Genomic DNA, 25,902 nt, shown 5'->3' on the forward strand with positions numbered 1-25,902 from the left:
CTGATGGTGGTCGAGTAGGGCGGAGGAGCGAAGCGGGGGGAGCCCGTATCGAGACCACCCACCCCACCACGCAACACCATCCCACCGGCCACTGACAACCCTGTCGAATCTCACGAATCGCACTGGAAACAGACCGGATTCATCGCGTTCAACCCTTCCCACCCGATTCGAACAGGTGTATGGTTGTGGTATGTCGCACCTGCAGCAGACCCTCACCGATCAGGTGATCGCCGCTGCCACCACGAGCGAACTCCTGGAGGCGGCGCAGACGCTGCTGCGCGCAGCGTTCGACAAGACCCGCGACGACGCCGACCGCGGACGGGGCGAGGGGTCGGGTCTCTCAGACGACCAGCTGCTCGATCAGGTGCTCGCGACGCAGCAGGTGCAGAACTCTGCCTGGGCGACCCAAACCCTGCGGCTGGAGCAACTCGCGCAGCGTGAATACGACAAGCACCCGCACGACCCGGATATGTGGACGCCGTTGGAGGTGGGTGCCCGGTTGGGGTGGACCGACCGGCAAACCAGTCTGCGACTGACCCAGGCGGTTGAGAGTGTGCGTCACACGCCGCTGCTGCTCGACCGGGCCGGGACTGGGGAGTTGGAGGGACGGAAGGTGGTCGCGGTCAGCGACGCCCTCGCCGATGCGGCCGGCGCGTTGGACACGCCCGGCGAGTCGACGAAGGTCGCAGACGCGATCGAGGCCGACATCCTCGCCAGTGACCCGGAAGCATCCACATCGACCAAACTGCGGCGGCGCACCCAACGCCTCTTGGTGCAGCACGCACCCATCGCAGCCTCCCAAGCGGCAACGGCACGGCGGCGGGACTGCACGAACGTGACCGTCGAACCCCATTGGGAGCCGGGCATGTCCACCCTCACCGCCGTGCTCCCCTCCCTTGACGCCGCGAAACTCATGGCCGCGGTCAACACCCACGCCCGCCTGCTGCACGACTCGACTACTGACAGCAAGAGCCTCGGGGAATGCCGCGTCGACGCCCTGACCGACCTGCTGCTGTCGAACGCGCACGTGACGACCGAATTGGTGCTGCATGTCCCGTTCCACCCGGACACCGCCCGGTCCACCAACACGAGCCCGGGAAACGGCACTGGCGTTGGCGGGGCCGAAGCGCCTGGCCGCCACGGGGCGACGGGCACAGGCGACGCGACGGGCACGGGTGAGACGACCGGCCCAAGTAACGCGACGAGCACGAGCGACGCATCGGGCACGGGCACGGGCGGTGGGGTCGGTGTGCTGGACCGGTCGAGCCTCATTGACGACGCAGCAGCAACCGGCGCGACACCCGGGGCCGTCGGCGCGTGGACGGCGAAGGTGCGACCGCCCGGTCCGCCGAAGGTCATCCTCCCCGTCAACCGGAGGGTCCTCGACCTCGGCAGCTACCGACCGATCAGTGAGGCCGAACGCCAACTCCAAGCGATGTTGTACGAAGCCGCACTCCGCACTGGCACCCGACCACCGCCCGAGCAGATCCGCTCCCAGCAGTTCACACCCAGTGAAGATCCCGCTCCCGCCGCGGACCCGGTGCGTTACCGCCTCGGCGACGTCCAGGTGCCCGGCGTCGGCGTCATCCCCGCCGGCGTGATCCGGGAACTGTCCGGCCTACTTGGAGCGAAGTTCACCCGCGCCCTGGTGAATGCGGAAACCGGGACCGTTGCCGAAACCGGCTGCGAGACCTACACCCCGGGCGCCCGGTTGGCGCGGTTCGTGCGCGCCCGCGACCAGCACTGCCGGTTCCCCGGCTGCACCCGACCCGCGAAGCTCACCGACCTCGACCACGTCACCGCCTACCCGGATGGTCCGACCGCGGCCCACAACCTGCAGTGCCTGTGCCGGCATCACCACCGTGCCAAGCACGAAGCCGGCTGGACCGTGTCCATGACAACTGATGGCGTGTGCGCTTGGACCAGCCCCGCCGGACACACCTACACCACCCAACCCGCCGACTAAGACACAGCTGATCTCGATACGGCCTCGCATAGCGGCTCGTCCTACTCGATCAGCGTGAGCGAGGGCTCGGCCTACTCGATCAGCGTGAGGGAGGGCTCGGCCTACTCGAGCAGCGGGGCAAGCGGCGGCTCGGCCCCGACGGACTCCCGACGACCGTCACTCGAGCCGGCGCGTTGGCTGCCCACTCCGCGCCCGTAGGATTGTGCGGTGCCCAGCGCGTTGCCCGAGGGCGAAGCGGTGCCGGTCGACGGCGCGCTTCCGGCCCAGACCGCCACATCATTGTCGACGCGACAATTCGGCATCTACCTGCACGTGCCGTTCTGCCGAGTGCGTTGCGGCTATTGCGATTTCAACACCTACACGCTCGCCGAACTCGGCCCGCACGGCGCCGGGGTGAGCAGTTACGCCGACGCCGCGCTCGCCGAGCTGGCACTGGCCCGCGACGTCATCGAGCGCACCGGCGCCGCCTTGCCCGAGGTCAGCACCGTCTTCGTCGGAGGCGGGACGCCGACCATGCTCGCCGCCACCGACCTCGCCAGGATGCTCAGCGGGGTGCGCGACACCTTCGGTCTGCGACCGGACGCCGAGGTGACCACCGAGGCCAACCCGGACACGATCACCCCCCAAGTCGCCGAGACGCTCGCCGCGGGCGGGTTCACCCGCGTCAGCCTCGGCATGCAGTCGTCGGTGCCGCACGTCCTGCAGGTCCTCGAACGCACCCACGACCCCGCCGGGGTCGCCCGCGCGGTGCGCGCGGTCCGCGATGCCGGGATGCAGGTCAGCCTCGACCTCATCTACGGCACGCCGGGGGAGACCCACGACGACTGGCGCCGCAGCATCGACGACGCGATCGCCCTCGCGCCCGACCACCTCAGCGCCTACGCACTGGTCGTCGAAGAAGGCACCAAACTCGCCGCCCAGGTCCGTCGCGGCCAGGTGCGCATGCCCGATGACGACGACGAGGCCAACAAGTACGAACTGGCCGAAACCGCTTTGGCCGCAGCAGGATTCGAGTGGTACGAGATCAGCAACTGGTCGCGGACCTCGAGTGGTCGGTGCCGACACAACGAGAGCTACTGGCGCGGCGACAACTGGTGGGGCATCGGCCCCGGGGCACACAGTCACGTCGGCGGAGTGCGCTGGTGGAACGTGAAGCACCCGGCGGGGTACGCACAACGAGTCCTCACGGGGCAGTCGCCCGGCGCCGGACGCGAACTCCTCACCCCCGCCCAGACGTATGACGAGACGGTCCTGCTCGGAGTGCGCGTCGCCGAAGGGCTGCCCCTCACCCACCTCGACGACATCGGCCGCGCCGCGATCCCCGCGCTGGTCGCCGATGGACTCCTCGACCAGTCAGCGGCAGTCGCCCCCGCACCGGCCGCGCGCCTCACCCTGCGTGGACGACTGCTCGCCGACACCGTGGTGCGCCGCCTGCTCGGCTGGTGACGCCGGCTGCGCCGCTCACCGCGACCGGCTCACGACCACCCGCTCAGGACGACCCGTTCACGACGACCCGCTCACGACGGCGCGCGATCACCCGCACAGGTCCAGCCCGAAATCGTGACAGCGCACGCTGTGCGTGAGGGCACCGATCGAGATAAGGTCCGGACCGGCCAGCGCGAGATCACGAACGGTGCGCTCGTTCACCCCGCCGGACACCTCGATCACGACCGGGGCGCCGTGGCGGCGCACCAGCTCGACCCCGTCGGCGATCTGCATCGGCACCATGTTGTCCAGCAACACCGCGTGCACCACGGGCTGTTTCCCCTCACGCAAACGGGCCGCATCGAAGGCAAGGACCTCGCGCAGCTGGTCGAGCGTGTCGACCTCGATCTCCACCCGCACCACGTGCCTGGAGTGCTCCGCGAGTCGTTCCAAGACCGGAGTCAGACCGCCGCCGAGCCCGATGTGGTTGTCCTTCACCAGGATTGCGTCGAATAGGCCGAAGCGATGATTGGCGCCACCACCGTCGATCACCGCCTGCTTCTCGAGCGCTCGGAGACCCGGCGTCGTCTTCCGGGTGTCGACGATCCGCGCACCGGTGCCGTCGACGAGACGCACGAATCCTGCGGTGCGGGAAGCGATCCCGGTGAGGTGACCGAGCAGGTTGAGCGCGCTGCGTTCCGCGGTGAGGATCGACCGAGCCGGCCCGGTCACAGTCGCGACCACGTCATTCGGCGCGAGCTCTTCGCCGGCACGACGCGACCACGCCACGCGCACCCATGGGTCAACGGTCCGGAACACCGCAGTGAACGCCTCCACCCCGGACAGCACACCGTCCTCCCGGCTCACGACGTATGCCGTGCCGGTCGCGTCCGCGGCCACCGTCGCGAGGGTGGTGATGTCGCCCGAGAGACCGAGGTCCTCGGCTAGCGCGGTGTCGACCACCCGTTGCAGATGCGCGTCGTTCATGCTGAAACTCCTTCCGGGAGAACACTGTCGGTGCGTCGGTGGGCTCCGACGCTGGCCGGGTGGGCGAGCGCGGAGCGGGCGATGAGCCAGGCGGCATAGGCGGCGTCGTTGCCCACGTGAGGTTCCAGCCGGTCGACGGCGGCCTGCAGCGTCGGGCCGTCGCGCAACACCCCGCAAGCGCTGTCGAGCGTCTCGCGCACCTGCGCGAGCAGCAGCGAGCCATCGTCGGACCGGGCACCGCCGCTACGCGCCCTGTCGGTGCGGCTGCGGATCGTCGCCGGGCCGGCCGGCTCGACCGTGCGCGGCCACGCGCCCGACCACGCAATCGCATCGGAGGCCGCGGCGCGCCCGGTGACGACCGCCTCGAGCAACGAGTTGGAGGCCAACCGATTGGCGCCGTGCAGCCCCGTGCGTGAGACCTCACCGATCGCCCACAAGCCGGGCACCGACGAGCGGCCGGTGTCGTCGACGGTGACTCCGCCCATCGAATAGTGCAGCGCCGGCCGCACCGGCAGCAGGTCGCGGGTGACGTCCAGACCCGACGCCGCCGTCAGGTCGGCAACGGCCGGGAATCGCGTTGCCACACGGTCGATCCCGCGTGCATCGAGACACACCGTCCGCCCCTCGGTCAGCTGCTCCCAGACCGCGGCGGCGACGACGTCACGCGGCTGCAACTCATCGACGAAACGCGCTCCGTCGGACAGCAGGTGTGCCCCGGCGCCGCGCAACGCCTCGGTCAGCAGCGGCATCGGATCGCGCGCGACATCGAGAGCCGTGGGGTGGAACTGCACCAGGTGCAGGTCGTCGGTGCGGGCACCCACCCGCGCCGCCAGCGCAACGCCCTGGCCTAGTGCGGTCGTCGGGTTCGTCGTGTGCGCCCAGAGGCCGCCCATGCCGCCCGTCGCGAGCATGACCCGGTCTGCGGGGATCACCTCGAGGCTGCCGTCGCGCCGGCGTACCTCGACGCCGCAGATCGCGCCGGACGCATCGGCGAGCAGCCGGGTCACGGTGTGGTGTTCGCGCACGTCGACCTGCGGCGCGGCGAGCACCGCCTGCGCCATGGCGGCGGTGACCGCGGCGCCGGAGTGGTCGCCGGCGTGGGCGACGCGCGACCGGCTGTGACCGCCCTCGAGGGCCAGGTCGATGCTCCCGTCCGGTGCGCGGTCGAACGGCACCTCGAGCTCGACGAGCAGGCGCACCACCTCGGGCGCGACACCGGTGATGCGGTCGATGACCGCCCGATCGCCCGCGAACGCCCCTGCACGCCAGGTGTCCTCGGCGTGCAGGGCAGTGCTGTCGTCGGGGGAGAGGGCCGCGGCGATGCCGCCCTGCGCCCACGTGCTCGCCGCGCCGTCCGTGAGCGCACCCGCGGTGAGCAGGATGCAACCCTCCGGGCCGGACGCCCAGGCGCAGGTCAGTCCGGCCAGGCCCGACCCGATGACGATGAGAGGGCGGCGTGCCATCACTTGACCGCCAACATCTTGTCGATCGCGCGACGCGCCGGCTCGGCGACCGCCGGGTCCACCTGGATTTCCGGACCACCGGTCTCCAGGGCGGTGCGAATCGCGCCCAGGGTGTTGCGCTTCATGTGCGGGCACAGGTTGCACGGCCGCACGAACTCCAGGTCCGGGTGATCCGCGGCGATGTTGTCGCTCATCGAACACTCAGTGATCAGAGCGACTTTCGCGGGGCGCTGCGTCTCGACATACCGCTGCATGTCGGCGGTCGAGCCGGCGAAGTCGGCCTCGGCCACTACCTCCGGCGGGCACTCGGGGTGCGCCAGCACGGTCACACCGGGGTGGCCCTGGCGGATGTCGACGATGTCGAGCGGGGTGAAGCGCTCGTGCACCTCGCACGCACCGGGGTGGGTGACGACCTCGACGCCGGTGAGTGCGGCGATGTTCCGCGCGAGGTATTGGTCGGGGATCATGATCACCTTGTCGACGCCGAGCGACCTGATCACCTCGACGGCGTTGCCCGAGGTGCAGCAGATGTCGCTCGCCGCCTTCACCGCGGCCGAGGTGTTGACGTAGGTGACCACCGGGGCGCCCGGGTGCTGCGCGCGCAGCGCGGCGATGTCCGCAGAGGTGATGCTCTCGGCGAGCGAGCAGCCCGAGCGCAGGTCGGGCAGCAGCACCCGCTTGGCGGGATTGAGCAGCTTGGCGGTCTCGGCCATGAAGTGCACGCCGGCCAGCACGATGGTGCCCGCCTCGACGTGCTGGGCCTCCCGGGCGAGAGCGAGCGAGTCGCCGCGGATGTCGGCGACGCCGTGGAAGACCTCGGGCGTCATGTAGTTGTGCGCCAGGATGACCGCGTCCTGCTCCCGCTTCAGCCGGTGGATGGCCTCGATGTCCTCGGCATACATGGCCCACTCGATCTCGGGGATCACGTGCCGGACGGCGTCGTATGCCGCCGCGTGGTCGTACGCCGGGTGGTCCTGCGTGATGCTCATGGCGCTCCTTCGTCGGAGATCAAATGCTCGAAATGAGTATTTGCTTGAAGTGAGCATAACACCGGCGATCAGGGGGTGGTGACGGGGTGTGTGCGGTGGCGGGGTGTATGCCGTCAGCGGGCGGCGCGCGGGATCGGCAGCTTGGTGCCGACCTGGTCGCGCTCCTGCCGGACCGAGCGGCGGAAGCGGTAGAGCTTGGCGGGCCGGCCGCCGGTGTCGTGGGAGACCTCGCCGGTGGACTCGACCAGCTCGTGCTGCACCTCGACCGCGCGGCGGAAGTTCTGCTTGTGCACCGGCTGGCCGGCGATCGTCTCGACCGTCTCCTGCAGCTCGCCGAGGGTGAACGTCTCCGGCATGAGTTCGAAGACCACCGGGCGGTATTGCAGCTTGGCCCGCAGGCGGGACAGGCCGGTCGCGAGGATGCGTCGGTGGTCGTGCAGCATCGGCCCGGCGGTGAGCGCGGAAATCTTTGCGGCGCTTGGAGATTCGGCGACGAGGCCGGTCTCCCACAGGAGCTCGTAACGCTGCAGCGCGAGGTCGGGACGCCAGGCCCGGTCGTCGTAGCCGAAGAGGAATCGGCAGCGTTCGAGACGGTCGGCGTCGTCGCCGGCCCACCGCCTGAGCGCCGCCTCCAGCTCCTCGCCGAGACGGTCGGTGGTGCCGGCGTCGGAGTCGAGGTGGCGACGGTCCTCCCACGGCAACAGGTCGTAGAGCGCGGACCAGTCGGTCGGGCGCTCACTGCCGGAGATGTCCGCCCGGGTGAGGCCGAGGTAGGAGATCGAGACGACCCGGCGCCCGTCGGTGAAGCGCCCGAGGTCGGCGAACGTGTAGAGCTGCTCGACATACCCGAGCTCGAATCCCATGTGTTCGCGCGCAAATTCGCGCACCCCGGCCTGCAGGGACTCCTCGTCCGCGCGGAGCGGCCCGGCCGGCAGCGCCGGTGGCTCGCCGCTCGCGACGACGAACGGCCGGCCGCGGTCGACGGTCATCACCACGGCAACCAGCTCGGCCGAGAGCCCCGCATCGGTCATCGGGCGGTCAGCCGTTCGCGGTGACGAAGTCGATGAGTTCCTCGACGCGGCCGAGGAGCTCGGGCTGCAGGTCGGCATAGGTGCGCACGGTGCCGAGGATGCGCTTCCAGCCCTGCGCGACATCGGCCTGATTGGCGTGCGGCCAGCCGAGCTCGGCGAGAATGCCGTGTTTCCAAGACGTTCCGCGCGGTATGACGGGCCACTGCTCCCAGCCCAGGCGTTCCGGCCGGACCGACTGCCACACGTCGACATACGGATGCCCGAGCACGAGCACGTCCTCCCGTGCCTCCGGTATGGCGAGAGCGTCGTCGACGATGCGCTGCTCCTTCGTGCCGGGCACCAGGTGGTCGACCAGCACGCCCATGCGCCGCTGCGCCGTCGGCGCGAAGTCACGAATGACCGCGCGCAGGTCGTCGACGCCGTCGAGTTGCTCGACGACCACGCCCTCGACGCGCAGGTCGGCGCCCCACACCTTCTCCACCAGCTCCGCGTCGTGCCGGCCCTCCACGAAGATGCGAGACCCGCGGGCGACGCGCGCGGGGGCGTCGGCGACCGCGCGCGAGCCGCTGGCGGTCCGGCTCGCGGCCTCGCGTGCCGCGGCCAGCCGGCCGGCGTCGGGGGAGGCCGGCGGGACCAGCTCGACCGGCGCGCCGTCGATCAGGAAGCCCGGGCCGAGTGGGAAGGCCCGCACCCTGCCGTGCCGGTCCTCGAGGTGCACCACCCGCATGCCGCCGGCCTTCTCGACGCCCACGATCGCGCCGCACCAGCCGGTCTCGACCTCCTCGACGACCAGGTCGCGCTCGGCCGGGATCTGCTGGGAGCGTCCGCGGGGCGGTGCCTTCCAGTCGCCGGAGAGCACGTCGGCACCGTATCTGTCGTTCACGGGGCCAAACATTAGTGCGCGGTCCGGCGCATTCCGGGGAACGACTCCCGAGCACGTAGACTTGGCACTCGGCATACCTGAGTGCCAATCAGCGTTGCACGTTGACGGCGACACCGTGGGAGGTGGACATGAGCGAGGACCGCAGGCTCGAAGTGCTGCGCGCGATCGTGCAGGACTTCGTGTCGACCTCGGAGCCGGTGGGCTCGAAGGCGCTGCTCGAGCGGCACAAGCTCGGCGTCAGTGCGGCCACCGTGCGCAACGACATGGCCGCGCTCGAGGACGACGGGCTGATCGCCGCGCCGCACACGTCGGCCGGCCGCATCCCGACCGACGCCGGCTACCGGATGTTCGTCGACAAGCTCAGCGAGGTGAAGCCGCTGTCGCGGGCCGAACGCACCGCGATCCGCACCTTCCTCGGCCAGTCGGTCGACCTCGACGACGTGATCTCACGCACCACCCGGCTGCTGTCGTCGCTGACCGGGCAGGCGGCGGTCATGCAGTATCCGTCGCTCAACACCGCGACGGTCCGGCACCTGGAGCTGGTGACGATGGCGGCCGACAAGGTGATGCTCGTCGTCATCCTGTCGACCGGGCAGGTGGAGCAGCGGGTGCTGGACCTGCCGCGTCCGCTCACCGTCGCCGAGGGCGACACCCTCGTCGGCGCGCTGCGCAGTGCCATCAACGAGCGCAGCTCGGGGCTGCGCCGGCCCGCGGCGTCGACTGCTCTGCGCGAGTGGGCGGGCGAGCTCGGCGGCGGCACGGCGGATGGCGGGGGTGCCGGCGATGGCGGCGGTATCGGGGATCCCGGCGACCACCGTGACGTGCAGGCCGCGCTGGTGCGGGAGATCGCGGCGGTCCTCGCCGAGGAGCGCGAGGAGCGGGTGATGCTCGCCGGCACGGCCAACCTGGCCCGGTCGAGCAACGACTTCCCGATGACGATCGGGCCGGTGCTGGAGGCGCTGGAGGAGCACGTCGTGCTGCTGCGGCTGCTCGCGCAAATGGACGGGCAGCAGATCGCCGACGGCGTCTCGGTGCGGATCGGCGCCGAGAACACCGTCGCCGGCCTCACCGGCACCTCGGTGGTCACCACGTCCTACACGGCCGGCAGCGTGGCCGGTCTCGGCGTGCTCGGCCCCACCCGGATGGATTACCCCACGACCATGGCGGCGGTGCGGGCGGTCGCTCGCTACGTCACCGACATACTCAACCAATAACCTTCTGTTGCAAGGACTTTCGTGAACGACTACTACGGTGACCTCGGTGTCGCACAGAACGCCACCCAGGAAGAGATCAAGCGCGCCTACCGCAAGCTGGCGCGCAAACTGCACCCCGACGTGAACCCCACGGAGGAGGCGTCCGACCAGTTCAAGAAAATCTCCCAGGCGTATGACGTGCTGGGCGACCCCGAGAAGCGGCGTGCCTTCGACATGGGCAGCGACCCCTATGCCGGTGCCGCGGGCGCGGCCGGCTTCGGCCAGGGTTTCTCGTTCAGCGACATCATGGACGCGTTCTTCGGCGGCACCGCCGCCGGCGGCATGGGTCCGCGCTCACGCGAGCAGCGTGGGCAGGACGCGCTCATCGGCGTCGAGATCGAGCTGGGCACAGCGGTTTTCGGGGGCGCCGAGGAGCTGACCTTCGACACCGCGGTCGTCTGCAACGTCTGCCACGGTGACGGTGCCCGGCCCGGCACGGGCCGGCACACCTGCGAGATCTGCCACGGCTCGGGACAGGTGCAGCAGGTGCAGCGCTCGTTCCTCGGCCAGGTGATGACCGCGCGAGCCTGCCAGGCGTGCCGCGGCTACGGCGACATCATCGACGACCCCTGCTTCAACTGCTCCGGCGAGGGCCGCGTGCGCGACCGGCGCACGATCTCGGTCAAGGTGCCGGCCGGTGTCGACAGCGGCACCCGCATCCAGCTGACCGGCGAGGGCGAGGTCGGTCCGGGCGGCGGCCCGGCCGGTGACCTCTACGTCGAGGTGCGGGTGCGCAAGCACCCGATGTTCCAGCGACAGGGCGACGACCTGCACTGCTCGGTCGAACTCCCCATGACCGCAGCGGCGTTGGGCACCTCGCTGCCGCTGGAGACCTTCGACGGCACGCAGGACGTCGCGATCGAGGCGGGCACCCAGCCGGGCGATGTCATCACCCTGCGCGGGCTGGGCGTGACCCACCTGCGCACCCAGCAGCGCGGCGACCTGATGGTCCACGCCAACGTGCGGGTGCCCACCAAGCTCGACCCGCAGCAGGAGGAGTTGCTCCGGCAGTTCGCCAAGGAGCGCGGCGAGGAGCGGCCGGAGGCACGCTTCGGCCGTGTCGAGAAGGGTTTGTTCGGCAAGCTGCGCGACGCCTTCCAGGCCAAGTGACCGCTCCGCTCTTCTTCACCGGCCCCGGCGCCCTGGAGGGTGCCGGGGTCGGTGACGTGATACGGGTCCTCGGCGACGAGGCGCGTCACGCCGCGGTCGTGCGGCGGATCGGCGCCGGCGAGACGGTGCAGGTCGCCGATGGCTCGGGGCGGGTGGCGGTGGGTGAGGTCGTCGCCGCAGCTCGCGACGAACTCACCGTGCGAGTCGCCGAGATCGGCGAAAGCCCAGTGCCCGCAACACGTTTCGTGCTGATGCAGGCGCTCGCGAAGGGCGGCCGCGACGAGCAGGCGGTGGAGTCCGCGACCGAGCTCGGCGTCGACGGTGTCGTGCCGTGGCAGGCAGCGCGCAGCATCGTGCAGTGGCGGGGCGACAAGGCCGAGAAGGCCCGCCGCAAGTGGGAGTCGCTCGTGCTCGCAGCGAGCAAGCAGTCGAGGCGACCGACCGTGCCGGCCGTCGAGCCCGTGGTGTCCGGGGGCGGCGCCGTGTCGCGTGCCGGCGCGGCGGATGCGCTGATCGTGCTGCACGAGGACGCGACCCGGCCGCTGCGGGAGGTCGAGCTGCCCGATGCCGGCGAGGTGCTGCTGGTCGTCGGTCCCGAGGGCGGGATCTCGCCCGAGGAGCTCGCGGCGTTCGAGGCAGCGGGCGGAGTGACCGCCCGCCTCGGGCCGACCGTGCTGCGCGCGTCGAGTGCCGGGCCCGCGGCTCTCGCCATACTCCTCGCGCGGGAGTGGTAGTCAGCCGGCGAGCTGCGGCGCCAGCCCGGCGAACGCGGCGGTGCCGGCGTCGGTGATCGCGAGCTCGCGAGGACGCGGACCCGGGCGCACCCAGTCGTTGTCGCGGGCGGTGCGCAGGATCGCCGCGCCGAGGCCGCCGGAGAGGTGATGGCGCTGCTCGGTCCAGTCGAGGCAGAAGCGCAGCACCGGGCGGCTCGCCCGCTGCACCTGCTCGAGGTCGACGCCCCAGGCGCGTAGCGCGGTCGCCGCGCGCGGTCCGAGTTCGAAGGACGGCTGCTCGATCGGCGCGGACAGCCGGTCGCCGTCGCGGCGGGTGTCGCAGGTGCCGTCCAGCGGACGCAGCACCCCGTCGGCGATGAGCGCCTCGGTGAGCGACACGCCGAGCCGGCCCGCGAAGTGGTCGTAACAGGTGCGCGCGGTGCGCAACCGCTGCAGGCGGGTGCCCTGCCGCAGCGAGGTGACCGGCGGCAGCGGCGTCATCGCGACCAGCGCCTCGAACGCGGCCGCGACCTGCGCGCTCGCCAGGTAGTAGTAGCGGTGCCGGCCGCTCGCCTCCACCCGCACCAGGCCGCCGTCGAGCAGCTTGCGCAGGTGACCGCTCGCCGTCGCCGCGCTCACCCCGGCCTCGGCGGCCAGCCGGGACGCCGGCAGGCGCCGCCCGTCGATCAGCGCGGCGATCATCCGGGCGCGGGCCCGGTCGGCGAACATCGCGGCGATCGGCGACACGTCGCCCTCGTCGGCGCGGGTGCTCTCGGTCATGCCACCCATCCTCACCCGGGATCGCTTCGGCGGCCACCGAAGGTTCACCCGCCCACGCTCGTCGTATGACGGCAGCCACGCCCCGCACACCGACCCGTCCCGCTCCGCTCACGCCTCGTGCGCCCCTCCTCGTCCTCTGCGCCGCGATGTTCCTGGTGTTGCTGGACGTGTCGGCGGTCAACGTCGCACTGCCCAGCATCGACCGCGATCTGGGCGGCGGCACGGCCGGCGCCCAGGGCGTCGTCGACAGCTACACGGTGCCGCTGGCGGCGCTGCTGCTCACCGCGGGCGCCCTGGCCGACCGCTTCTCGCCGCGCCGCTGCTTCGCCGCCGGTCTGGCCGGCTTCGGGGTTGGGTCGCTGGTCTGCGCTGTTGCGCCCGGGCTGCCGATCCTGTTGAGCGGCAGGGTGATCCAGGGCATCGGTGCCGCGGCGATGCTGCCGGCGAGCCTTGCACTGATCGGGTCCATCTGGACCGACGCCGGCCGACGGGCCCGCGCGATCGCGGTCTGGTCCGGCATCTCCGGCTCCGCAGTCGCGGTCGGCCCGCTCGCCGGTGGCGCACTCGTCGCGATGGGCGGCTGGCGGCCGGTGTTCGCGGTCAACCTGCCGGTGATCGGCGCCGCCCTGCTCGGGTGCCGGGTGCTGCCGCGCGGCGCCCATGCGCCCCGCCGCACCGACTGGTGGGGTGCGGTCCTGTCGGTGCTGTGGCTCGGCGCGCTCATCACCGCGGTGATCGTGCTCGGCGGCGGCCCCGCACCGGCGGCGGGCGGGCTGCTCGCGCTCGCGGCCGCCGGGATCGCGGCTTTCGTCATACAGCAGGGCAGAGCGGGTGAGCAGATGGTGCCGCGGGCGCTGTGGCGCAGCGGCCGGCTGATGCGCTGCTGCGGCGGCTCGCTGGCGATGAACCTGGTCGGCAACGGCACGCTGCTGGTGCTGACGTTCCTGCTGCAGGGCGTGCAACGGCACAGTGCGCCGGTCGCCGGGCTGCTCACGCTGCCCACCTTCCTGCCGCTCACGGTGGTGCCGCTCCTCGCCGGGCGGTGGATGCTGCGGCTGCGGGGCAGCACGCTGATCCGCAGCGGTTTCGCGATCGGCGTCGCCGGTCAGCTGGGTCTCGCGCTCGCCGTCGGAAGTGCGGCCGGCCGGTTCTGGCCGCTGGTGCCCGGGATGGTCCTCACCGGGGTGGCGCTCGGCCTGCTCGTGGCCCCGCTGGTCGCCGGCTCGGTGGCCGCGGCGCCGGCGCACGGCGGGCTCGCCGGAGGCCTCAACAACGCTGCTCGCCAGACCGGCACGTCCCTCGGCGTCGCGGTCTTCGGCGCGGTGACCGGTGCGATCGCGGCACCCGGGGTGGGCGGCCGGATGGCGGTCTGCTTCCTGCTCGGCGCCGGGATCTGGGCAGTCGCGGGCCTGATCGCGGGCTCACGGGCCGTGGGGGCGTGAAGTGGGTCGAGGCCTGCGTCATACGCCCGTAGACTGGGGGGACGATGACAAGTGACGATCATGATCGGCTGCCCGGCGAGTTGCACCGCGCGTTGAACGACACTACCGACACCACGAGCGGCCCGCCGGGCACATCCGACGCACCCCCGCAGCCCCCCGGCGACGTGCAGGCCGAGCACACGGTCGAGATCGCCCCGGACATCGCGATGGTGACGCTGCTCGGTCCGCGCGACGAGTTGCTGCGCACCATCGAGCGCGCCTTTCCGCGGCTGCAAATCCACGTGCGCGGCAACGTCTTCCACCTCGCCGGGCCGCCCGCCGACATGGCGCTGGTCGAGGAACTGCTCGACGAACTCCTCACGATCATCGACGCCGGCCAGCCGCTCAATCGCGACGCGGTCGAGCGGTCGATCGGCATGCTGCGGGCCCGCACCCGCGAGCGCCCGGCCGACGTGCTGACGATGAACATCGTGAGCAACCGCGGCCGCACGATCCGCCCGAAGACGTTGGGGCAGAAGGAGTATGTCGACGCGATCGATGCGAACACCGTCGTCTTCGGCATCGGCCCGGCCGGCACCGGCAAGACCTACCTGGCGATGGCCAAGGCGGTCGCGGCCCTGCAGGCCAAGGAGGTCAACCGCATCATCCTGACCCGGCCCGCGGTCGAGGCCGGTGAGCGGCTCGGCTTCCTGCCAGGCACGCTCAACGACAAGATCGACCCTTACCTACGCCCGCTCTACGACGCACTGCACGACATGGTCGACCCCGACTCGATCCCGCGCCTCATGGCGAGCGGCACGGTCGAGGTGGCGCCGCTGGCGTACATGCGGGGCCGGACCATCAATGACTCCTTCATCATCCTCGACGAGGCGCAGAACACCACGGCCGAGCAGATGAAGATGTTCCTCACCCGGCTCGGATTCGGCTCCAAGATGGTCGTCACCGGCGACGTCACGCAGGTCGACCTGCCGGGCGGCACCAAGTCGGGTCTGCGGGTGGTGCAGGACATCCTCGAGGGCATCGACGACGTGCACTTCTCCCGGCTGACCTCGCACGACGTCGTGCGGCACCGGCTGGTGAGCGCGATCGTCGACGCGTATGACGAATTCGATGCGCGCACAGCCCGATCCGGCCCGAGCCGGGCGTCCGGCGGCGAACGGCGGGATCGTTCGTGAGCATCGACCTGCTCAACGAGACCGACGTCCCGGTCGACCTCGAGGAGCTGCACGACTGTGCCGCGTTCGTGCTGCACGAGATGCGGGTGCACCCGGGTGTCGACCTCTACATCGGCGTCATCGACGAGGCCGCCATGGAGACGCTCCACAAGCAGTGGATGGACCTGCCCGGCCCCACCGACGTGATGAGCTTCCCGATGGACGAGCTGCGTCCCGGCACCGACGGTGACGAACCGGTCGAGGGCATGCTCGGTGACGTCGTGCTGTGCCCAACGGTAGCGGCCAAGCAGGCCGCCGAGGCCGGGCACACCACGGCCGAGGAACTGCTGCTGCTCACCGTGCACGGCATCCTGCACCTGCTCGGCTACGACCACGCGGAGCCCGACGAGCGCCGGGAGATGTTCGAGCTGCAGCGCCGGCTGCTGCTGACCTTCCTGGCCGGCCGCGGCCGCACCGGTGCCGCCGTGAGCATCACCCCACCCTCGGGGGAGTGACGCTTCGATGGTGCCGTTACTCATCGCCGCGCTGGTCGCGGTGGTCCTCGGATTTGGTTTCGCCGCAGCCGAATCCGCGCTCAGCCGGATCGGCCGCAACTCCGCCGACGCGCTGATCGAGGAGGGCCGCCGTGGGTCCGGCGCACTCGGCAGACTCGTCGACGACAGCTCGGCCGTCGCGATGGTGCTGACCTTCCTGCGCAACATCGCCGAGGCCACCGCGGCCGTGCTGGTCACCCTCGCGATGCGCGAGGCGTTCGGCAACTTCTGGATCGCGCTGCTGGTGGCGATCGCGGTCATGGCGCTGGTGTCGTTCGTCCTGGTCGGCGTCTCGCCACGCACGCTCGGGCGGCAGCACGCGATCGGCTTCGCGCTCGCCACCGCGCCGGGCGTGCTCTGGCTGCACCGGGTGCTCAGCCCGGTCGCCCGGGCGCTGGTAGCCGTCGGCAATGCCGTGACGCCCGGGCGGGGCTACCGCGACGGACCGTTCGACTCCGAGGCCGAGCTTCGCGAATACGTCGACCTGGCAACGGATTCGGCGCTCATCGAGGACGACGAGCGCAAGATGATCCAGTCGGTCTTCGAACTGGACACCACGGTCGCGCGGGAACTCATGGTGCCGCGCACCGACATGATCACGATCGACCGCGACAAGACCCTGGGCCAGGCGATGTCGCTCTTCCTGCGCTCCGGTTTCTCCCGGGTGCCGGTGACCGACGGCAACCCCGACGACATCGAGGGCGTGCTCTACTTCAAGGACGTCGCCGCCCGGGTGATCGGGCACGAGTCGCTGCTTGCCCAGCCGGTCACCGAGGTGATGCGCGACGTCACCTTCGTGCCCGACAGCAAGCCGGCCGACGACCTGCTGCGGGAGATGCAGACCGCGCGCCGGCACTTCGCGATCGTCATCGACGAGTACGGCGGCACCGCCGGCCTGGTGACCCTCGAGGACGTGGTCGAGGAGGTCGTCGGCGAGATCGACGACGAGTACGACCGGGTCACCCCGGGGGTGGAGGACCTCGGCGACGGCCTGACGCGCGTGCCGGCCAGGATGGCCGTCGACGACCTGGCCGACCACTTCGACGTGACGATCGAGGAGGACGACGTCGACACTGTCGGCGGCCTGCTGGCCAAGCTGGTCGGCCGGGTGCCGATCCCCGGAGCGTCCGGTGAGGTCGCGGGCCTGCGCCTCACCGCCGAGCGTATGGCGGGGCGTCGCCACCAGATCGCGACCGTGACCGTCGAGCGCGTCGCGGATGACGCGGGCGGCGTGGACGATCAGTCGGCCGGCGACTCGCCGGAGGCCGAGCGCGGGACGGCTCTCGTCATACAGCAGGATGGGCGGGAGTCGGCGAAGGAGACAGCGAGATGAGCGAGTACCGCGCGGGATTCGCGTGCCTGGTGGGCCGCCCCAACGCGGGCAAGTCGACCCTGACCAACGCGCTCGTCGGGCAGAAGGTCGCGATCACCTCCAACAAGCCGCAGACGACCCGGCACACGATCCGCGGCATCGCCACCACCGACGACGCCCAGCTGATCCTGGTCGACACCCCAGGCCTGCACAAACCGCGCACCCTGCTCGGGCAGCGGCTCAACGACGTGGTCCGCGAGACCCTGCTGGACGTCGACGTCATCGGCTTCTGCCTGCCGTGCGACCAGCGCATCGGGCCGGGCGACCAATACATCGCCAAGGAGCTCGAGGAGCTGCGGCGCGGACGCAAGCGGCCGGTGGTGGCGATCGCCACCAAGTCCGACACGGTCGACCGGGACCGGCTGGCCGAGCACCTGGTCGCGATCGAACAGCTCGGCGACTGGGACGAGATCGTGCCGTGCTCGGCGACCAACGGCGAGCAGGTCGACACCGTGCGCGAGGTGCTGATGAAGTATCTGCCGCCGTCGCCGAAGCTCTACCCGGACGACGTGCTCACCGACGAGCCCGACGACGTGATGGTCGCCGAGCTGGTCCGGGAAGCCGCGCTGGAAGGCGTGCGCGACGAGCTGCCGCACAGCATCGCGGTCGTCGTGGAGGAGATGCTCCCGCGTGAGGGGCGGCCGGCCGACAAGCCGCTGATGGACGTGCGGGTGAACATCTTCGTCGAGCGCTCCAGCCAGAAGGCGATCATCATCGGCCGTGGCGGCTCGCGGCTGCGCGATGTCGGCACGCGGGCGCGCACCGCGATCGAGGAGCTGCTCGGGCAGAGGGTCTTCCTCGACCTGCACGTGAAGATCGCCAAGGACTGGCAGCGCGACCCCAACCAGCTGTCCAAGCTGGGTTTCTAGGAGGACGCACCGGCGATGGCGCGGGACAACGACAACCTGGTCTGGGCCGAGTTCGGGGAGGTGCTGCGCCTGCCGGTCGACCGCGATCGCGACTATGTGCACGGCATCCCGTGGGACGCCGCAGGCTTCCTGCCGCAGCTGCCGCTCGTCGACATCGGCTCCGGCACCGGCCTGACCACCATCACCCTGGCCGAGCGCTTCCCGGACACCGAGATCGTGTCGGTGGAGCCGGAGCCCATGTCACGCTCGCTGCAGATGCTGCGCATCGCCGAGCGCGACGAAATTCGCTCCCGCACAACGGTTTTGCCGGAGCCGATCCTGCAGGCGTGGCTGCCGGAGCAGTGCGGGGGAGCGTTTCTCTTCAACGTCATCTACTTCCTCGGCGGCCGGGAGCGCGACGCGTTCTGGCAGCGGATGGCTCGCGTCATGGCGCCGGGCGCGCCGATCCTGCTCAGCCGGTCGTATGGCGGGGTGCCGGACAAGCCGGTCGAGCGCGAGCTGGTGCAGTCGGCCGCCATGGGCCGGATGGAATACCAGCGGTGGTTCGAGGCTCACCCGGTCGCCGGCGGCCGCGTCGAGGTCACCAACACCTTCCGGGTGCTGCGCGACGGCGAGCAGGTGCGCGAGGTCGTCTCCACGATCCACCCCTTCGGGCTCGACGAGGACGTCGTGCTGGAGGAGGTGCCGATCGGCCAGTTCGGCATCGAGGAGCTCGACGACCGCTACTTCGCGATCCGGCGGCTGCCGGACATCGTGCGCTGACCGAGGCAGCCGTGCGGCGAGGCAACCGTGTGACTAGGCAACCGGGAACCGGGCCGGGTGCTGCACCGTTGTCCGCATGCAATCGGCCCGCAGTGGCATCACACGAGAAAATGGAGACCCCCGGTGAGTGAGCCGTCGTCCCGGCAGGACAAGTTGAAGCGACTGCAGAAGCAGCAGCGTTCGGGGGAGCGGCGTCGGGGTGCGCTGATCTGGGGTGTGGCCGCGGTCGCCGCGCTGGCGGTCGCCGGAGCGGGAGCGTTCGTGGTGGTCCGCGACCAGAAGTCCCAGCCGAGCCTGGCCGCTGTCAAGAGCTATCAGGAGCAGGCCGGCCAGCACGTGACGACGCCGGTGAAGTATCCGCAGACGCCGCCGGTGGGCGGCGAGCACAACCCGGTCTGGCTCAACTGCGGCGTCTACAACCAGCCGGTGCCCAACGAAAACGCCGTGCACGCCCTGGAGCACGGCGCGGTGTGGGTGACCTACCGGGAGGGCACGCCCGCAGCCGACGTCGCCAAGCTGCGCGCCGCGCTGCCCGACACCTACAGCGTGCTGTCGCCGATCAAGACCCAGCCGGCACCGGTCGTGGTCACCGCATGGGGCAAGCAGCTCGCCCTGACCGGAGCCGACGACAAGCGGCTGCCGGAGTTCATCAAGACCTACCGGCTCGGCCCGCAGACCCCTGAGCCGGGCGCCGCCTGCACCGGCGGCCTGGACGCGCCGGGCAAGCAGTCATGACCGATGGTCGTGACGGCACCGACGATCGGGAGGATGTCGACGGCGGCGTCGAGGGCGGCGTCGGCGGCGGCGACGGCGGCGGTGTGGACCGTGCGGCGGCCGACGACCTCGACGAGGCGGACGACGACGGCGACGGGACCGACGCCCGGCATACGGCCGGCGGCAGCCGGCGCGCGGTGCTCACGACGGTCATCGCCGCGGTCGCCGTGCTCGCGGTCGTGTTGAGTGGCCTGATCGGCTATCGGATGGGCAACTCGACACCGGGGGACAACAGCGTCGAGGCCGGGTTCGCCCGGGACATGCAGACCCACCACCAGCAGGCGGTCGAGATGTCGTTCATCATCCGCGACAAGACCTCCGACCAGGCGATCCGCACGCTGGCCTACGACATCATCACCAGCCAGCAGCAGCAGATGGGCCAGATGTACGGGTGGCTCCAGGTGTGGGGGCTGCCGCAGACCGGCTCACGTCCGCCGATGGCCTGGATGGCCGGTGGCCACGGAGGCATGCGGATGGGCAGCGCGTCGAAGACCGGGACGGGCGCGTCCGGCTCGAGCACGGGGTCCGCCGCCGCGATGCCCGGCATGGCGACGCCCGCCCAGCTGCAGCAGCTGCGCGACCTCAAGGGGCGCGCCGCCGACCGGCTCTTCCTGCAGCTGATGACCAAGCACCATCAGGGTGGCCTGGAGATGGCGCGAGCCGTGCAGGGGCGCACCACGGTGCGCGCCGTGACCGTGCTCGCCCGCGCGATCGAGACCGCGCAGACCGCCGAGATCGCCCAGATGCAGCAGATGCTCGCCGAGCGCCCGGCGACGACCTGACCGGCCGGGAACGAGGGGCTGAGGGGGGTCAGCCGCGGAGCAGCCGGGTCACCCGGTCAGCGCTGAGCAGTCGGGTCACCCGGTCAGCGGTGAGCAGCCGGGTCATCCGGTCAGCGCTGAGCAGCCGGGTCACCCCGTCAGCACCTTGACCGTGACCCAGGCCTGCTGCACGGCCTGCTCCTCCTTTCCTCCGGCTCCGAAGATCGACCCGGCAGATTTGATCGTCGCCTCCGCGAAGCCCTTGAAGTCGACGTCCTTCGGCAGGTTGCCCGCGGTCATCACGTCGTACCAGATGCGGCCGGCTCCCTCCCACGAGTTGCCGCCGATGCCGGTGGCGGCCAGGTAGAACGCCCGGTTGGGGATGCCGGAGTTGACGTGCACCCCGCCGTTGTCGTTCTGCTCGTCGTGCGGCAGGTCCTGGTAGCCGTCCATGTCGGCCGGTTGCGGGTCCTTGCCGAGATGCGGGTCGTCATACGCCGTGCCGGGCGCCTTCATCGAGCGCAGGGCGACGCCCTTGACCTTCTCGGTGAACAGCCCCTGCCCGATCAGCCAGTCGGCATCGGCCGCGCTCTGCTTGTTGACCCGCTGCTTGACCATCGACCCGAAGCAGTCGGACACCGACTCGTTGAGCGCACCGGACTGGGCAACGTAGGTGAAACCCGCTGTGTACTGGGTGAATCCGTGGGTCAGCTCGTGGCCGATGACATCCACCGAGTCGGTGAACGACCGGAAGTAGACGCCGTCGCCGTCGCCGAAGACCATCTGCTCGCCGTCCCAGTAGGCGTTGTCGAAGTCCTTGTCGTAGTGGACGGTCGCGAGCAGCGGCAGGCCCTTGCCGTCCAGCGAATCGCGGTCGTAGACCTGCGCATAGAGCGCGAAGGTGTCGCCGAGCCCGTCATACGCCTCGTTGACCGACTCGTCGGCGACGGCGGGCTGCCCCTCGTCGCGCACCTTGGTGCCGGGCAGGTCGGTGCCGTTCTTGGCGTCGAAGATCGTGCGCTTCGGGCTGTATGACGCGGCGGCCGCGCTCTGTCGCGCGCGTTTGCGGTCGCGGGCCGTCGACGGCAGCTCACGCTCCTGGGCGGACTCGGCGCGGTGTCGCAGGTCCTGCGGGATCAGCCCGGCGTTGCCGGCACCCGGCGACCCGGTCAGGCCGGAGCTGCGCACCGACCGCCGGCCGACGATCGCGCCGCTCACCGCCAGGGTGCGTTCGGCGGCGCGCACGACCGCGGGTTCGTCGCTGTCGAGCAGGCGACGCAGGATCTGGGGCGGGACGATCAGACAGTGGCTCATGTCCTTCATCGTGCCTCGCGACACCGACAACCTGGGCTCTGCGAAGCACACAACTCGAATCCGCGGCGTGCAGAAGTCGCGACGGTTGCGGGGTGCGCACGCGAAACCTGCCCGGGGCGTGCAGAAGTCGCGACGGTCGCGGGGTGTGCACCCGAAACGTGCTCAGGGCGTGCCCGACCATTCGACCGCGTCCGAGTGATGGACGTCATGCCCGAACCATGGACACCGTGCGACGGGTGCCATAGGCTGCGGAGCGTGCGTGCGGCATACGTGCTTCTCCTTCGCTGCCGCGGCGAGGCCTGACTTTCGGCCTTCCTCGCCGCGGAGGTTCTGCTGCCCGGGCCGAAGCCCAGCACCCACCGCAAAGGCGAGAACAGTGAAGCACCCCCAGCAGCCGACCACGATGCCGATCGGCAAGTACGTCCCCTTCCACGAGCAAATCAAGGTCGACCTGCCCGACCGGCAGTGGCCGGACCGGATCATCGACAAGGCGCCGCGCTGGTGCGCGGTCGACCTGCGCGACGGCAACCAGGCGCTGATCGACCCGATGAATTCCGAGCGCAAGATGCGGATGTTCAACCTGCTGGTCCGCATGGGCTACAAGGAGATCGAGGTCGGTTTCCCGAGCGCCAGCCAGACCGACTTCGACTTCGTCCGGGAGCTCATCGAGGGCGGTCACATCCCCGACGACGTCACCATCCAGGTGCTGACCCAGTCCCGCGACGCGCTGATCGAGCGGACGTATGACGCGATCCGCGGCGCCAAGCAGGCCATCGTGCACTTCTACAACTCCACCAGCGTGCTGCAGCGCCGGGTGGTCTTCGGGCTGGACCAGGACGGCATCGCCGATATCGCCATCCAGGCGGCGCGGCTGTGCAAGAAGCTGGAGGAGACGATCCCGGACACCGACGTCTATTACGAATACTCCCCGGAGTCCTACACCGGCACCGAGCTGGAGTTCGCGGCGCGGATCTGCAACGACGTCATCGACATCATCGAGCCGACGCCGGACCACAAGATGATCATCAACCTGCCGGCGACAGTCGAGATGGCGACCCCGAACGTCTACGCCGACTCGATCGAGTGGATGAGCAAGCACCTCAACCGTCGCGAGTCGGTGGTGCTCAGCCTGCACCCGCATAACGACCGCGGCACCGGCGTCGCCGCCGCCGAGCTGGGCTACCAGGCCGGCGGCGATCGCATCGAGGGCTGCCTGTTCGGCAACGGCGAGCGCACCGGCAACGTCGACCTGGTGACGCTGGGGCTCAATCTGTTCGGGCAGGGCATCGACCCGCAGATCGACTTCTCCGACATCGACTCGATCCGGCGCACCGTCGAGCACTGCAACCAGCTGCCGGTCCACGAGCGCCACCCGTATGGCGGTGACCTCGTCTTCACGGCGTTCTCCGGCTCGCACCAGGACGCGATCAAGAAGGGCTTCGACGACATGGCCCGCCAGCAGGCGGAGACCGGCAAGTCGATCGACGAACTCGTCTGGGGCGTCCCCTATCTGCCGATCGACCCGCACGACGTCGGCCGGTCCTACGAGGCGGTCGTGCGCGTCAACAGCCAGTCCGGCAAGGGCGGCGTCGCCTACCTGCTCAAGACCGAGCACCAGCTGGACCTGCCGCGCCGGTTGCAGGTGGAGTTCAGCGGCGTCGTGCAGCGGCACACCGACACCTCCGGCGGCGAGGTCACCCCGGCGCAGCTGTGGACCGCGTTCGAGGACGAGTACCTGCCGGGCACCGGTTCGGGCGAGACCGCCTGGGGCCGTTTCGCGCCGGTCACCCACCGCATCGAGAGCGGCGACGAGGGCCGCGACCACATCGTCGCGACGATGACCGACCACGGCCGGGAGATCACCGTCGAGGGCGAGGGCAACGGCCCGATCGACGCCTTCATCAACGCGCTCGCGACCATCGACGTCGACGTGCGCGTGCTCGACTACGCCGAGCACGCGGTGTCGGCCGGTGAAGACGCCCGCGCCGCCGCCTACCTCGAGTGCGCGATCGGCGACCGGGTCATCTGGGGCGTCGGCGTGCACAGCTCGATCGTCAAGGCGTCACTCACCGCGATCCTGTCGGCGGTCAACCGGGCCGAGCGTGACACGAAGTCCGCCGAAAGCGCTGAGCACGAAGGGGATTCGGCCGCGCAGCCGCTGCAGGCCTGACGCGCGCCTACTGCAGCCCCTCCTGGAGTATGGCGTCAAGGGCCGCGAGCGCGTCGGTGTCGCCGGTGCGGTGCAGCGGCGCGCTCGTCGGCCGGTTCCACAGCCACAGGTCCAGGTCGGCGGCCGGCCCGCTGACGGTCGCGACGGCGGTCGCGTCGTCCGGGGCCGGCCGGAAGTTGGCGTCGTCATACTGCTCGCCGCTGTCGGGGTCGGTGCCGGTCTCGCGGCCGAGCTGCAGCGGCCACCGGCGGCCGGTATCGATCGCGACGAGGGCGACGACCTGACCCTCCGTCGGCGCGAAGGTGAGCAGCCGGTGTTCCCGGCCGTACATCACCCGCACCACCTCGTCGACGCCGTCAGCGGCGAGCGTCGGGTCGATCGGGCCGACCGGCCCGCCGGCGGTGAGCTCGGCGTCGACCCGGTGGATCAGCGCCTCGTGCGCCTGGCGGCGGGCGATGTACCCGGCGGTGTGCAGCGCGTCGTCCTGCGCCCACATCCAGCGACGCTGGTCGGGCGTGGTGTCGGCGAGGGCCCGCCGGAGCGCGGCACTGGCATCGTCGAAGGCCGCGAGGGTGGCGGCGCGGCCGCTCGGCCGCTCGGGGTGCTCGAGGGTCTGCGGGTCGGACACGTCATCGGCGACGATCGTGCCCCAGAACCACTGCACCTCCGTGAGGTGCCAGAGCAGGTCGTCGGTGCTCCAGTCGGGGCAGGTCGGCACGGCCCGGTTGGGCGCGGTCGCGAGGGCGGCACGGAAGCGGGCGGACTCGTCGGTGATCAGCTGGCGGAACGGCGGCTCGGTCGTCATACGGGGGACCCTAGGGTCTGGCCCCGACAGCCGCAGTCGATATTTTCGTGCGGGACAACCGGCATCGAGCAGGGAAGAGGGTGCGCTGTGGGCGCGTTCTGGCATCCGTTCTCCGACATGGGCGCCGTCGAGCGCGGGGGCGAGTTCGTCGTCACCCGGGCCGAGGGAGTGCACGTCTACGACGACAAGGGCAACCGCTACCTCGACGCGACGGCCGGCCTCTGGTTCGCCAATGTCGGTCACGGCCGGCGGGAGCTCGCCGACGCCGCCGCGGAGCAGATGACCAAGCTGGCGCACTACTCGACCTTCGGTGACTACGTCCCGGACGTGACGCTGCAGCTCGCCGAGCGACTGGCCGGGATCGCGCCGGTGCCGGGCTCCAAGATCTTCCTCACGTCGGGCGGGTCGGACTCGGTCGAGACCGCCGCCAAGATCGCGCGGCGCTACTGGGTCGAGATGGAGCAGCCGAGCCGCCGCATCATCATCGGCCGCCAGAAGGCTTATCACGGAATGCATTACGCCGGCACGTCGCTCGGCGGCATCCCCGGCAACACCGAGGGGTATGGCGAGCTCATCGAGGACCAGGCCCACGTCGTCTGGGACGACCCGGAGGACCTGCGCGCGACGATCGAGCGTCTCGGCGCGGACAATGTCGCCGCGTTCTTCTGCGAGCCGGTGATCGGTGCCGGCGGCGTCTACCCGCCGCCGGAGGACTACCTGACCGCGGTCCGCAAGATCTGCACCGAGAACGAAGTGCTCTTCGTCGCCGACGAGGTCGTCACCGGTTATGGCCGCATCGGCGGATCATGGTTTGCCTCAACGCGATTCGGCCTCGAACCCGACTTCGTCACCACCGCCAAGGGCCTCACGTCCGGCTATCTGCCGATGGGTGCGGTGTTCGTGGCGCCCAAGGTCGCCGAGCTCTTCTTCGCCCCGGACGCCGGACGCTGGCTGCGGCACGGCTACACCTACTCCGGGCATGCCGCGGCGGCGGCGGTCGCGCTGGCCAATCTCGACCTGATCGAGCAGGAGGGTCTGCTTGAGGACGCCGCGCGGCTGGAAACCACTCTGCAGACTCGGCTTTCGCCGATCGCCGAGCACGAGCGGGTGAGTGAGGTGCGCAGCGGCACCGGGGCGCTCGCCGCCGTGCAGCTCACCGAGCCGTCCGAGGCGGCCGGCCTCGCCGCGTCCCTGCGGCAGCACGGTGTCGCGACCCGCGCGGTCGGTGCGGGCGGCATCCAGATCTCGCCGGCGTTCGTGATGACCGACGCGCAGGTCGACGAGTTGGGCACCGCGATCGAGACCGCCCTCGGCTGACCGGCGCC

23 protein-coding genes are annotated in these 25,902 nt (G+C 70.7%); 15 read left to right on the forward strand and 8 right to left on the reverse strand.

Going from position 1 to position 25,902, the window contains the following annotated elements; all coding sequences use genetic code 11:
- The first annotated feature begins 190 nt into the window (after window positions 1-190).
- A complete protein-coding gene (locus HJ588_RS14495; protein WP_171156787.1) occupies window positions 191-1,966 on the forward strand; it encodes an HNH endonuclease signature motif containing protein in 1,776 nt (591 codons plus the stop codon).
- A 207-nt stretch (window positions 1,967-2,173) separates the two neighbouring features.
- A complete protein-coding gene (gene hemW, locus HJ588_RS14500; protein ID WP_171156789.1) occupies window positions 2,174-3,412 on the forward strand; it encodes a radical SAM family heme chaperone HemW in 1,239 nt (412 codons plus the stop codon).
- Window positions 3,413-3,499: 87 nt separating this feature from the next.
- Here the strand turns inward: hemW and nadC are convergent, their stop codons facing one another.
- The 5 genes from nadC to HJ588_RS14525 all read right to left on the reverse strand — a co-directional run bounded on the left by nadC (window position 3,500) and on the right by HJ588_RS14525 (window position 8,744).
- Window positions 3,500-4,378 (reverse strand): carboxylating nicotinate-nucleotide diphosphorylase, encoded by an 879-nt coding sequence (gene nadC / locus HJ588_RS14505; protein WP_171156791.1) that lies wholly within the window; start codon window positions 4,376-4,378, stop codon window positions 3,500-3,502.
- Entirely contained in the window at window positions 4,375-5,841 is a 1,467-nt protein-coding gene (locus HJ588_RS14510; RefSeq protein WP_171156793.1) for an L-aspartate oxidase, read from the reverse strand. The genes nadC and HJ588_RS14510 overlap by 4 nt, the downstream gene beginning before the upstream one ends.
- Window positions 5,841-6,830 (reverse strand): quinolinate synthase NadA, encoded by a 990-nt coding sequence (nadA, locus tag HJ588_RS14515; protein WP_171156796.1) that lies wholly within the window; start codon window positions 6,828-6,830, stop codon window positions 5,841-5,843. Before nadA ends, HJ588_RS14510 begins: the two co-directional genes overlap by 1 nt.
- A 113-nt stretch (window positions 6,831-6,943) precedes the next feature.
- Entirely contained in the window at window positions 6,944-7,861 is a 918-nt protein-coding gene (locus HJ588_RS14520; RefSeq protein ID WP_171156798.1) for an NUDIX hydrolase, read from the reverse strand.
- A 7-nt stretch (window positions 7,862-7,868) separates the two neighbouring features.
- Window positions 7,869-8,744, reverse strand: coding sequence for a DUF3097 domain-containing protein (locus HJ588_RS14525; RefSeq protein WP_343036740.1), 876 nt, complete (start codon window positions 8,742-8,744; stop codon window positions 7,869-7,871).
- A gap of 128 nt (window positions 8,745-8,872) precedes the next feature.
- On the opposite strand from HJ588_RS14525, the gene hrcA reads away from it, so the two are divergent.
- The 3 genes from hrcA to HJ588_RS14540 are packed head-to-tail and all read left to right on the forward strand — an operon-like array spanning window position 8,873 to window position 11,841.
- Window positions 8,873-9,958, forward strand: coding sequence for a heat-inducible transcriptional repressor HrcA (hrcA, locus tag HJ588_RS14530; RefSeq protein ID WP_171156802.1), 1,086 nt, complete (start codon window positions 8,873-8,875; stop codon window positions 9,956-9,958).
- A 21-nt stretch (window positions 9,959-9,979) separates the two neighbouring features.
- The gene (dnaJ, locus tag HJ588_RS14535; protein WP_171156804.1) at window positions 9,980-11,107 is read left to right on the forward strand and encodes a molecular chaperone DnaJ; all 1,128 of its coding nucleotides are present in this window, start codon (window positions 9,980-9,982) and stop codon (window positions 11,105-11,107) included.
- Window positions 11,104-11,841 carry a 16S rRNA (uracil(1498)-N(3))-methyltransferase gene (locus tag HJ588_RS14540; protein ID WP_171156806.1) on the forward strand — a complete coding sequence of 246 codons (738 nt, stop codon included), beginning with the start codon at window positions 11,104-11,106 and terminating at the stop codon, window positions 11,839-11,841. Before dnaJ ends, HJ588_RS14540 begins: the two co-directional genes overlap by 4 nt.
- Here the strand turns inward: HJ588_RS14540 and HJ588_RS14545 are convergent, their stop codons facing one another.
- Window positions 11,842-12,600 carry an ArsR/SmtB family transcription factor gene (locus HJ588_RS14545; RefSeq protein WP_171156808.1) on the reverse strand — a complete coding sequence of 253 codons (759 nt, stop codon included), beginning with the start codon at window positions 12,598-12,600 and terminating at the stop codon, window positions 11,842-11,844.
- A gap of 65 nt (window positions 12,601-12,665) precedes the next feature.
- Between HJ588_RS14545 and HJ588_RS14550 the strand changes: the two genes are divergently transcribed.
- From HJ588_RS14550 to HJ588_RS14585, 8 genes are all read left to right on the forward strand, one after another.
- A complete protein-coding gene (locus tag HJ588_RS14550; RefSeq protein WP_171156810.1) occupies window positions 12,666-14,042 on the forward strand; it encodes an MFS transporter in 1,377 nt (458 codons plus the stop codon).
- A 44-nt stretch (window positions 14,043-14,086) separates the two neighbouring features.
- Window positions 14,087-15,217 (forward strand): PhoH family protein, encoded by a 1,131-nt coding sequence (locus tag HJ588_RS14555; RefSeq protein WP_171156812.1) that lies wholly within the window; start codon window positions 14,087-14,089, stop codon window positions 15,215-15,217.
- Window positions 15,214-15,711, forward strand: coding sequence for an rRNA maturation RNase YbeY (gene ybeY / locus HJ588_RS14560; RefSeq protein ID WP_171156815.1), 498 nt, complete (start codon window positions 15,214-15,216; stop codon window positions 15,709-15,711). The genes HJ588_RS14555 and ybeY overlap by 4 nt, the downstream gene beginning before the upstream one ends.
- A 7-nt stretch (window positions 15,712-15,718) precedes the next feature.
- Entirely contained in the window at window positions 15,719-17,083 is a 1,365-nt protein-coding gene (locus HJ588_RS14565; protein ID WP_171156817.1) for a hemolysin family protein, read from the forward strand.
- The gene (gene era / locus HJ588_RS14570) at window positions 17,080-17,991 is read left to right on the forward strand and encodes a GTPase Era (RefSeq protein ID WP_171156819.1); all 912 of its coding nucleotides are present in this window, start codon (window positions 17,080-17,082) and stop codon (window positions 17,989-17,991) included. Before HJ588_RS14565 ends, era begins: the two co-directional genes overlap by 4 nt.
- Before the next feature lie 15 nt (window positions 17,992-18,006).
- Window positions 18,007-18,753 carry a class I SAM-dependent methyltransferase gene (locus HJ588_RS14575; protein ID WP_171156822.1) on the forward strand — a complete coding sequence of 249 codons (747 nt, stop codon included), beginning with the start codon at window positions 18,007-18,009 and terminating at the stop codon, window positions 18,751-18,753.
- A 123-nt stretch (window positions 18,754-18,876) separates the two neighbouring features.
- Window positions 18,877-19,488 (forward strand): DUF3105 domain-containing protein, encoded by a 612-nt coding sequence (locus HJ588_RS14580; protein WP_171156824.1) that lies wholly within the window; start codon window positions 18,877-18,879, stop codon window positions 19,486-19,488.
- Window positions 19,485-20,309 (forward strand): DUF305 domain-containing protein, encoded by an 825-nt coding sequence (locus HJ588_RS14585; protein WP_246242451.1) that lies wholly within the window; start codon window positions 19,485-19,487, stop codon window positions 20,307-20,309. The genes HJ588_RS14580 and HJ588_RS14585 overlap by 4 nt, the downstream gene beginning before the upstream one ends.
- A 129-nt stretch (window positions 20,310-20,438) precedes the next feature.
- Here HJ588_RS14585 and HJ588_RS14590 read toward each other — a convergent pair whose 3' ends face one another.
- On the reverse strand, window positions 20,439-21,602 hold the full coding sequence (locus HJ588_RS14590; RefSeq protein ID WP_171156826.1) for a M4 family metallopeptidase: 1,164 nt from the start codon (window positions 21,600-21,602) through the stop codon (window positions 20,439-20,441).
- Window positions 21,603-21,978: 376 nt separating this feature from the next.
- On the opposite strand from HJ588_RS14590, the gene leuA reads away from it, so the two are divergent.
- Window positions 21,979-23,772, forward strand: a complete 1,794-nt coding sequence (leuA, locus tag HJ588_RS14595) for a 2-isopropylmalate synthase (protein ID WP_343036741.1) — start codon at window positions 21,979-21,981, stop codon at window positions 23,770-23,772.
- Between the two features lie 7 nt (window positions 23,773-23,779).
- Here the strand turns inward: leuA and HJ588_RS14600 are convergent, their stop codons facing one another.
- Window positions 23,780-24,577: a maleylpyruvate isomerase N-terminal domain-containing protein gene (locus HJ588_RS14600; protein ID WP_171156829.1), complete on the reverse strand. Its 798-nt coding sequence runs from the start codon at window positions 24,575-24,577 to the stop codon at window positions 23,780-23,782.
- Window positions 24,578-24,664: 87 nt separating this feature from the next.
- Here HJ588_RS14600 and HJ588_RS14605 point away from each other — a divergent pair, with 87 nt between their 5' ends.
- The gene (locus HJ588_RS14605; protein WP_343036742.1) at window positions 24,665-25,894 is read left to right on the forward strand and encodes an aminotransferase family protein; all 1,230 of its coding nucleotides are present in this window, start codon (window positions 24,665-24,667) and stop codon (window positions 25,892-25,894) included.
- The last annotated feature ends 8 nt before the right edge of the window (window positions 25,895-25,902 follow it).

The organism is Flexivirga aerilata (assembly GCF_013002715.1).
GTDB classification, from domain to species: domain Bacteria; phylum Actinomycetota; class Actinomycetes; order Actinomycetales; family Dermatophilaceae; genus Flexivirga; species Flexivirga aerilata.

Excerpts from the sequence above, each read along its gene's own strand:
- HJ588_RS14590 (WP_171156826.1), bottom strand. The coding sequence starts at position 21,602 with ATGAGCCACTGTCTGATCGTCCCGCCCCAGATCCTGCGTCGCCTGCTC.
- HJ588_RS14555 (WP_171156812.1), top strand. The coding sequence starts at position 14,087 with ATGACAAGTGACGATCATGATCGGCTGCCCGGCGAGTTGCACCGCGCG.
- hrcA (WP_171156802.1), top strand. The coding sequence starts at position 8,873 with ATGAGCGAGGACCGCAGGCTCGAAGTGCTGCGCGCGATCGTGCAGGAC.
- nadA (WP_171156796.1), bottom strand. The coding sequence starts at position 6,830 with ATGAGCATCACGCAGGACCACCCGGCGTACGACCACGCGGCGGCATAC.
- HJ588_RS14520 (WP_171156798.1), bottom strand. The coding sequence starts at position 7,861 with ATGACCGATGCGGGGCTCTCGGCCGAGCTGGTTGCCGTGGTGATGACC.
- nadC (WP_171156791.1), bottom strand. The coding sequence starts at position 4,378 with ATGAACGACGCGCATCTGCAACGGGTGGTCGACACCGCGCTAGCCGAG.
- HJ588_RS14565 (WP_171156817.1), top strand. The coding sequence starts at position 15,719 with ATGGTGCCGTTACTCATCGCCGCGCTGGTCGCGGTGGTCCTCGGATTT.
- era (WP_171156819.1), top strand. The coding sequence starts at position 17,080 with ATGAGCGAGTACCGCGCGGGATTCGCGTGCCTGGTGGGCCGCCCCAAC.
- HJ588_RS14545 (WP_171156808.1), bottom strand. The coding sequence starts at position 12,600 with ATGACCGAGAGCACCCGCGCCGACGAGGGCGACGTGTCGCCGATCGCC.
- HJ588_RS14600 (WP_171156829.1), bottom strand. The coding sequence starts at position 24,577 with ATGACGACCGAGCCGCCGTTCCGCCAGCTGATCACCGACGAGTCCGCC.
- HJ588_RS14495 (WP_171156787.1), top strand. The coding sequence starts at position 191 with ATGTCGCACCTGCAGCAGACCCTCACCGATCAGGTGATCGCCGCTGCC.
- HJ588_RS14510 (WP_171156793.1), bottom strand. The coding sequence starts at position 5,841 with ATGGCACGCCGCCCTCTCATCGTCATCGGGTCGGGCCTGGCCGGACTG.
- HJ588_RS14585 (WP_246242451.1), top strand. The coding sequence starts at position 19,485 with ATGACCGATGGTCGTGACGGCACCGACGATCGGGAGGATGTCGACGGC.
- HJ588_RS14575 (WP_171156822.1), top strand. The coding sequence starts at position 18,007 with ATGGCGCGGGACAACGACAACCTGGTCTGGGCCGAGTTCGGGGAGGTG.
- HJ588_RS14550 (WP_171156810.1), top strand. The coding sequence starts at position 12,666 with ATGACGGCAGCCACGCCCCGCACACCGACCCGTCCCGCTCCGCTCACG.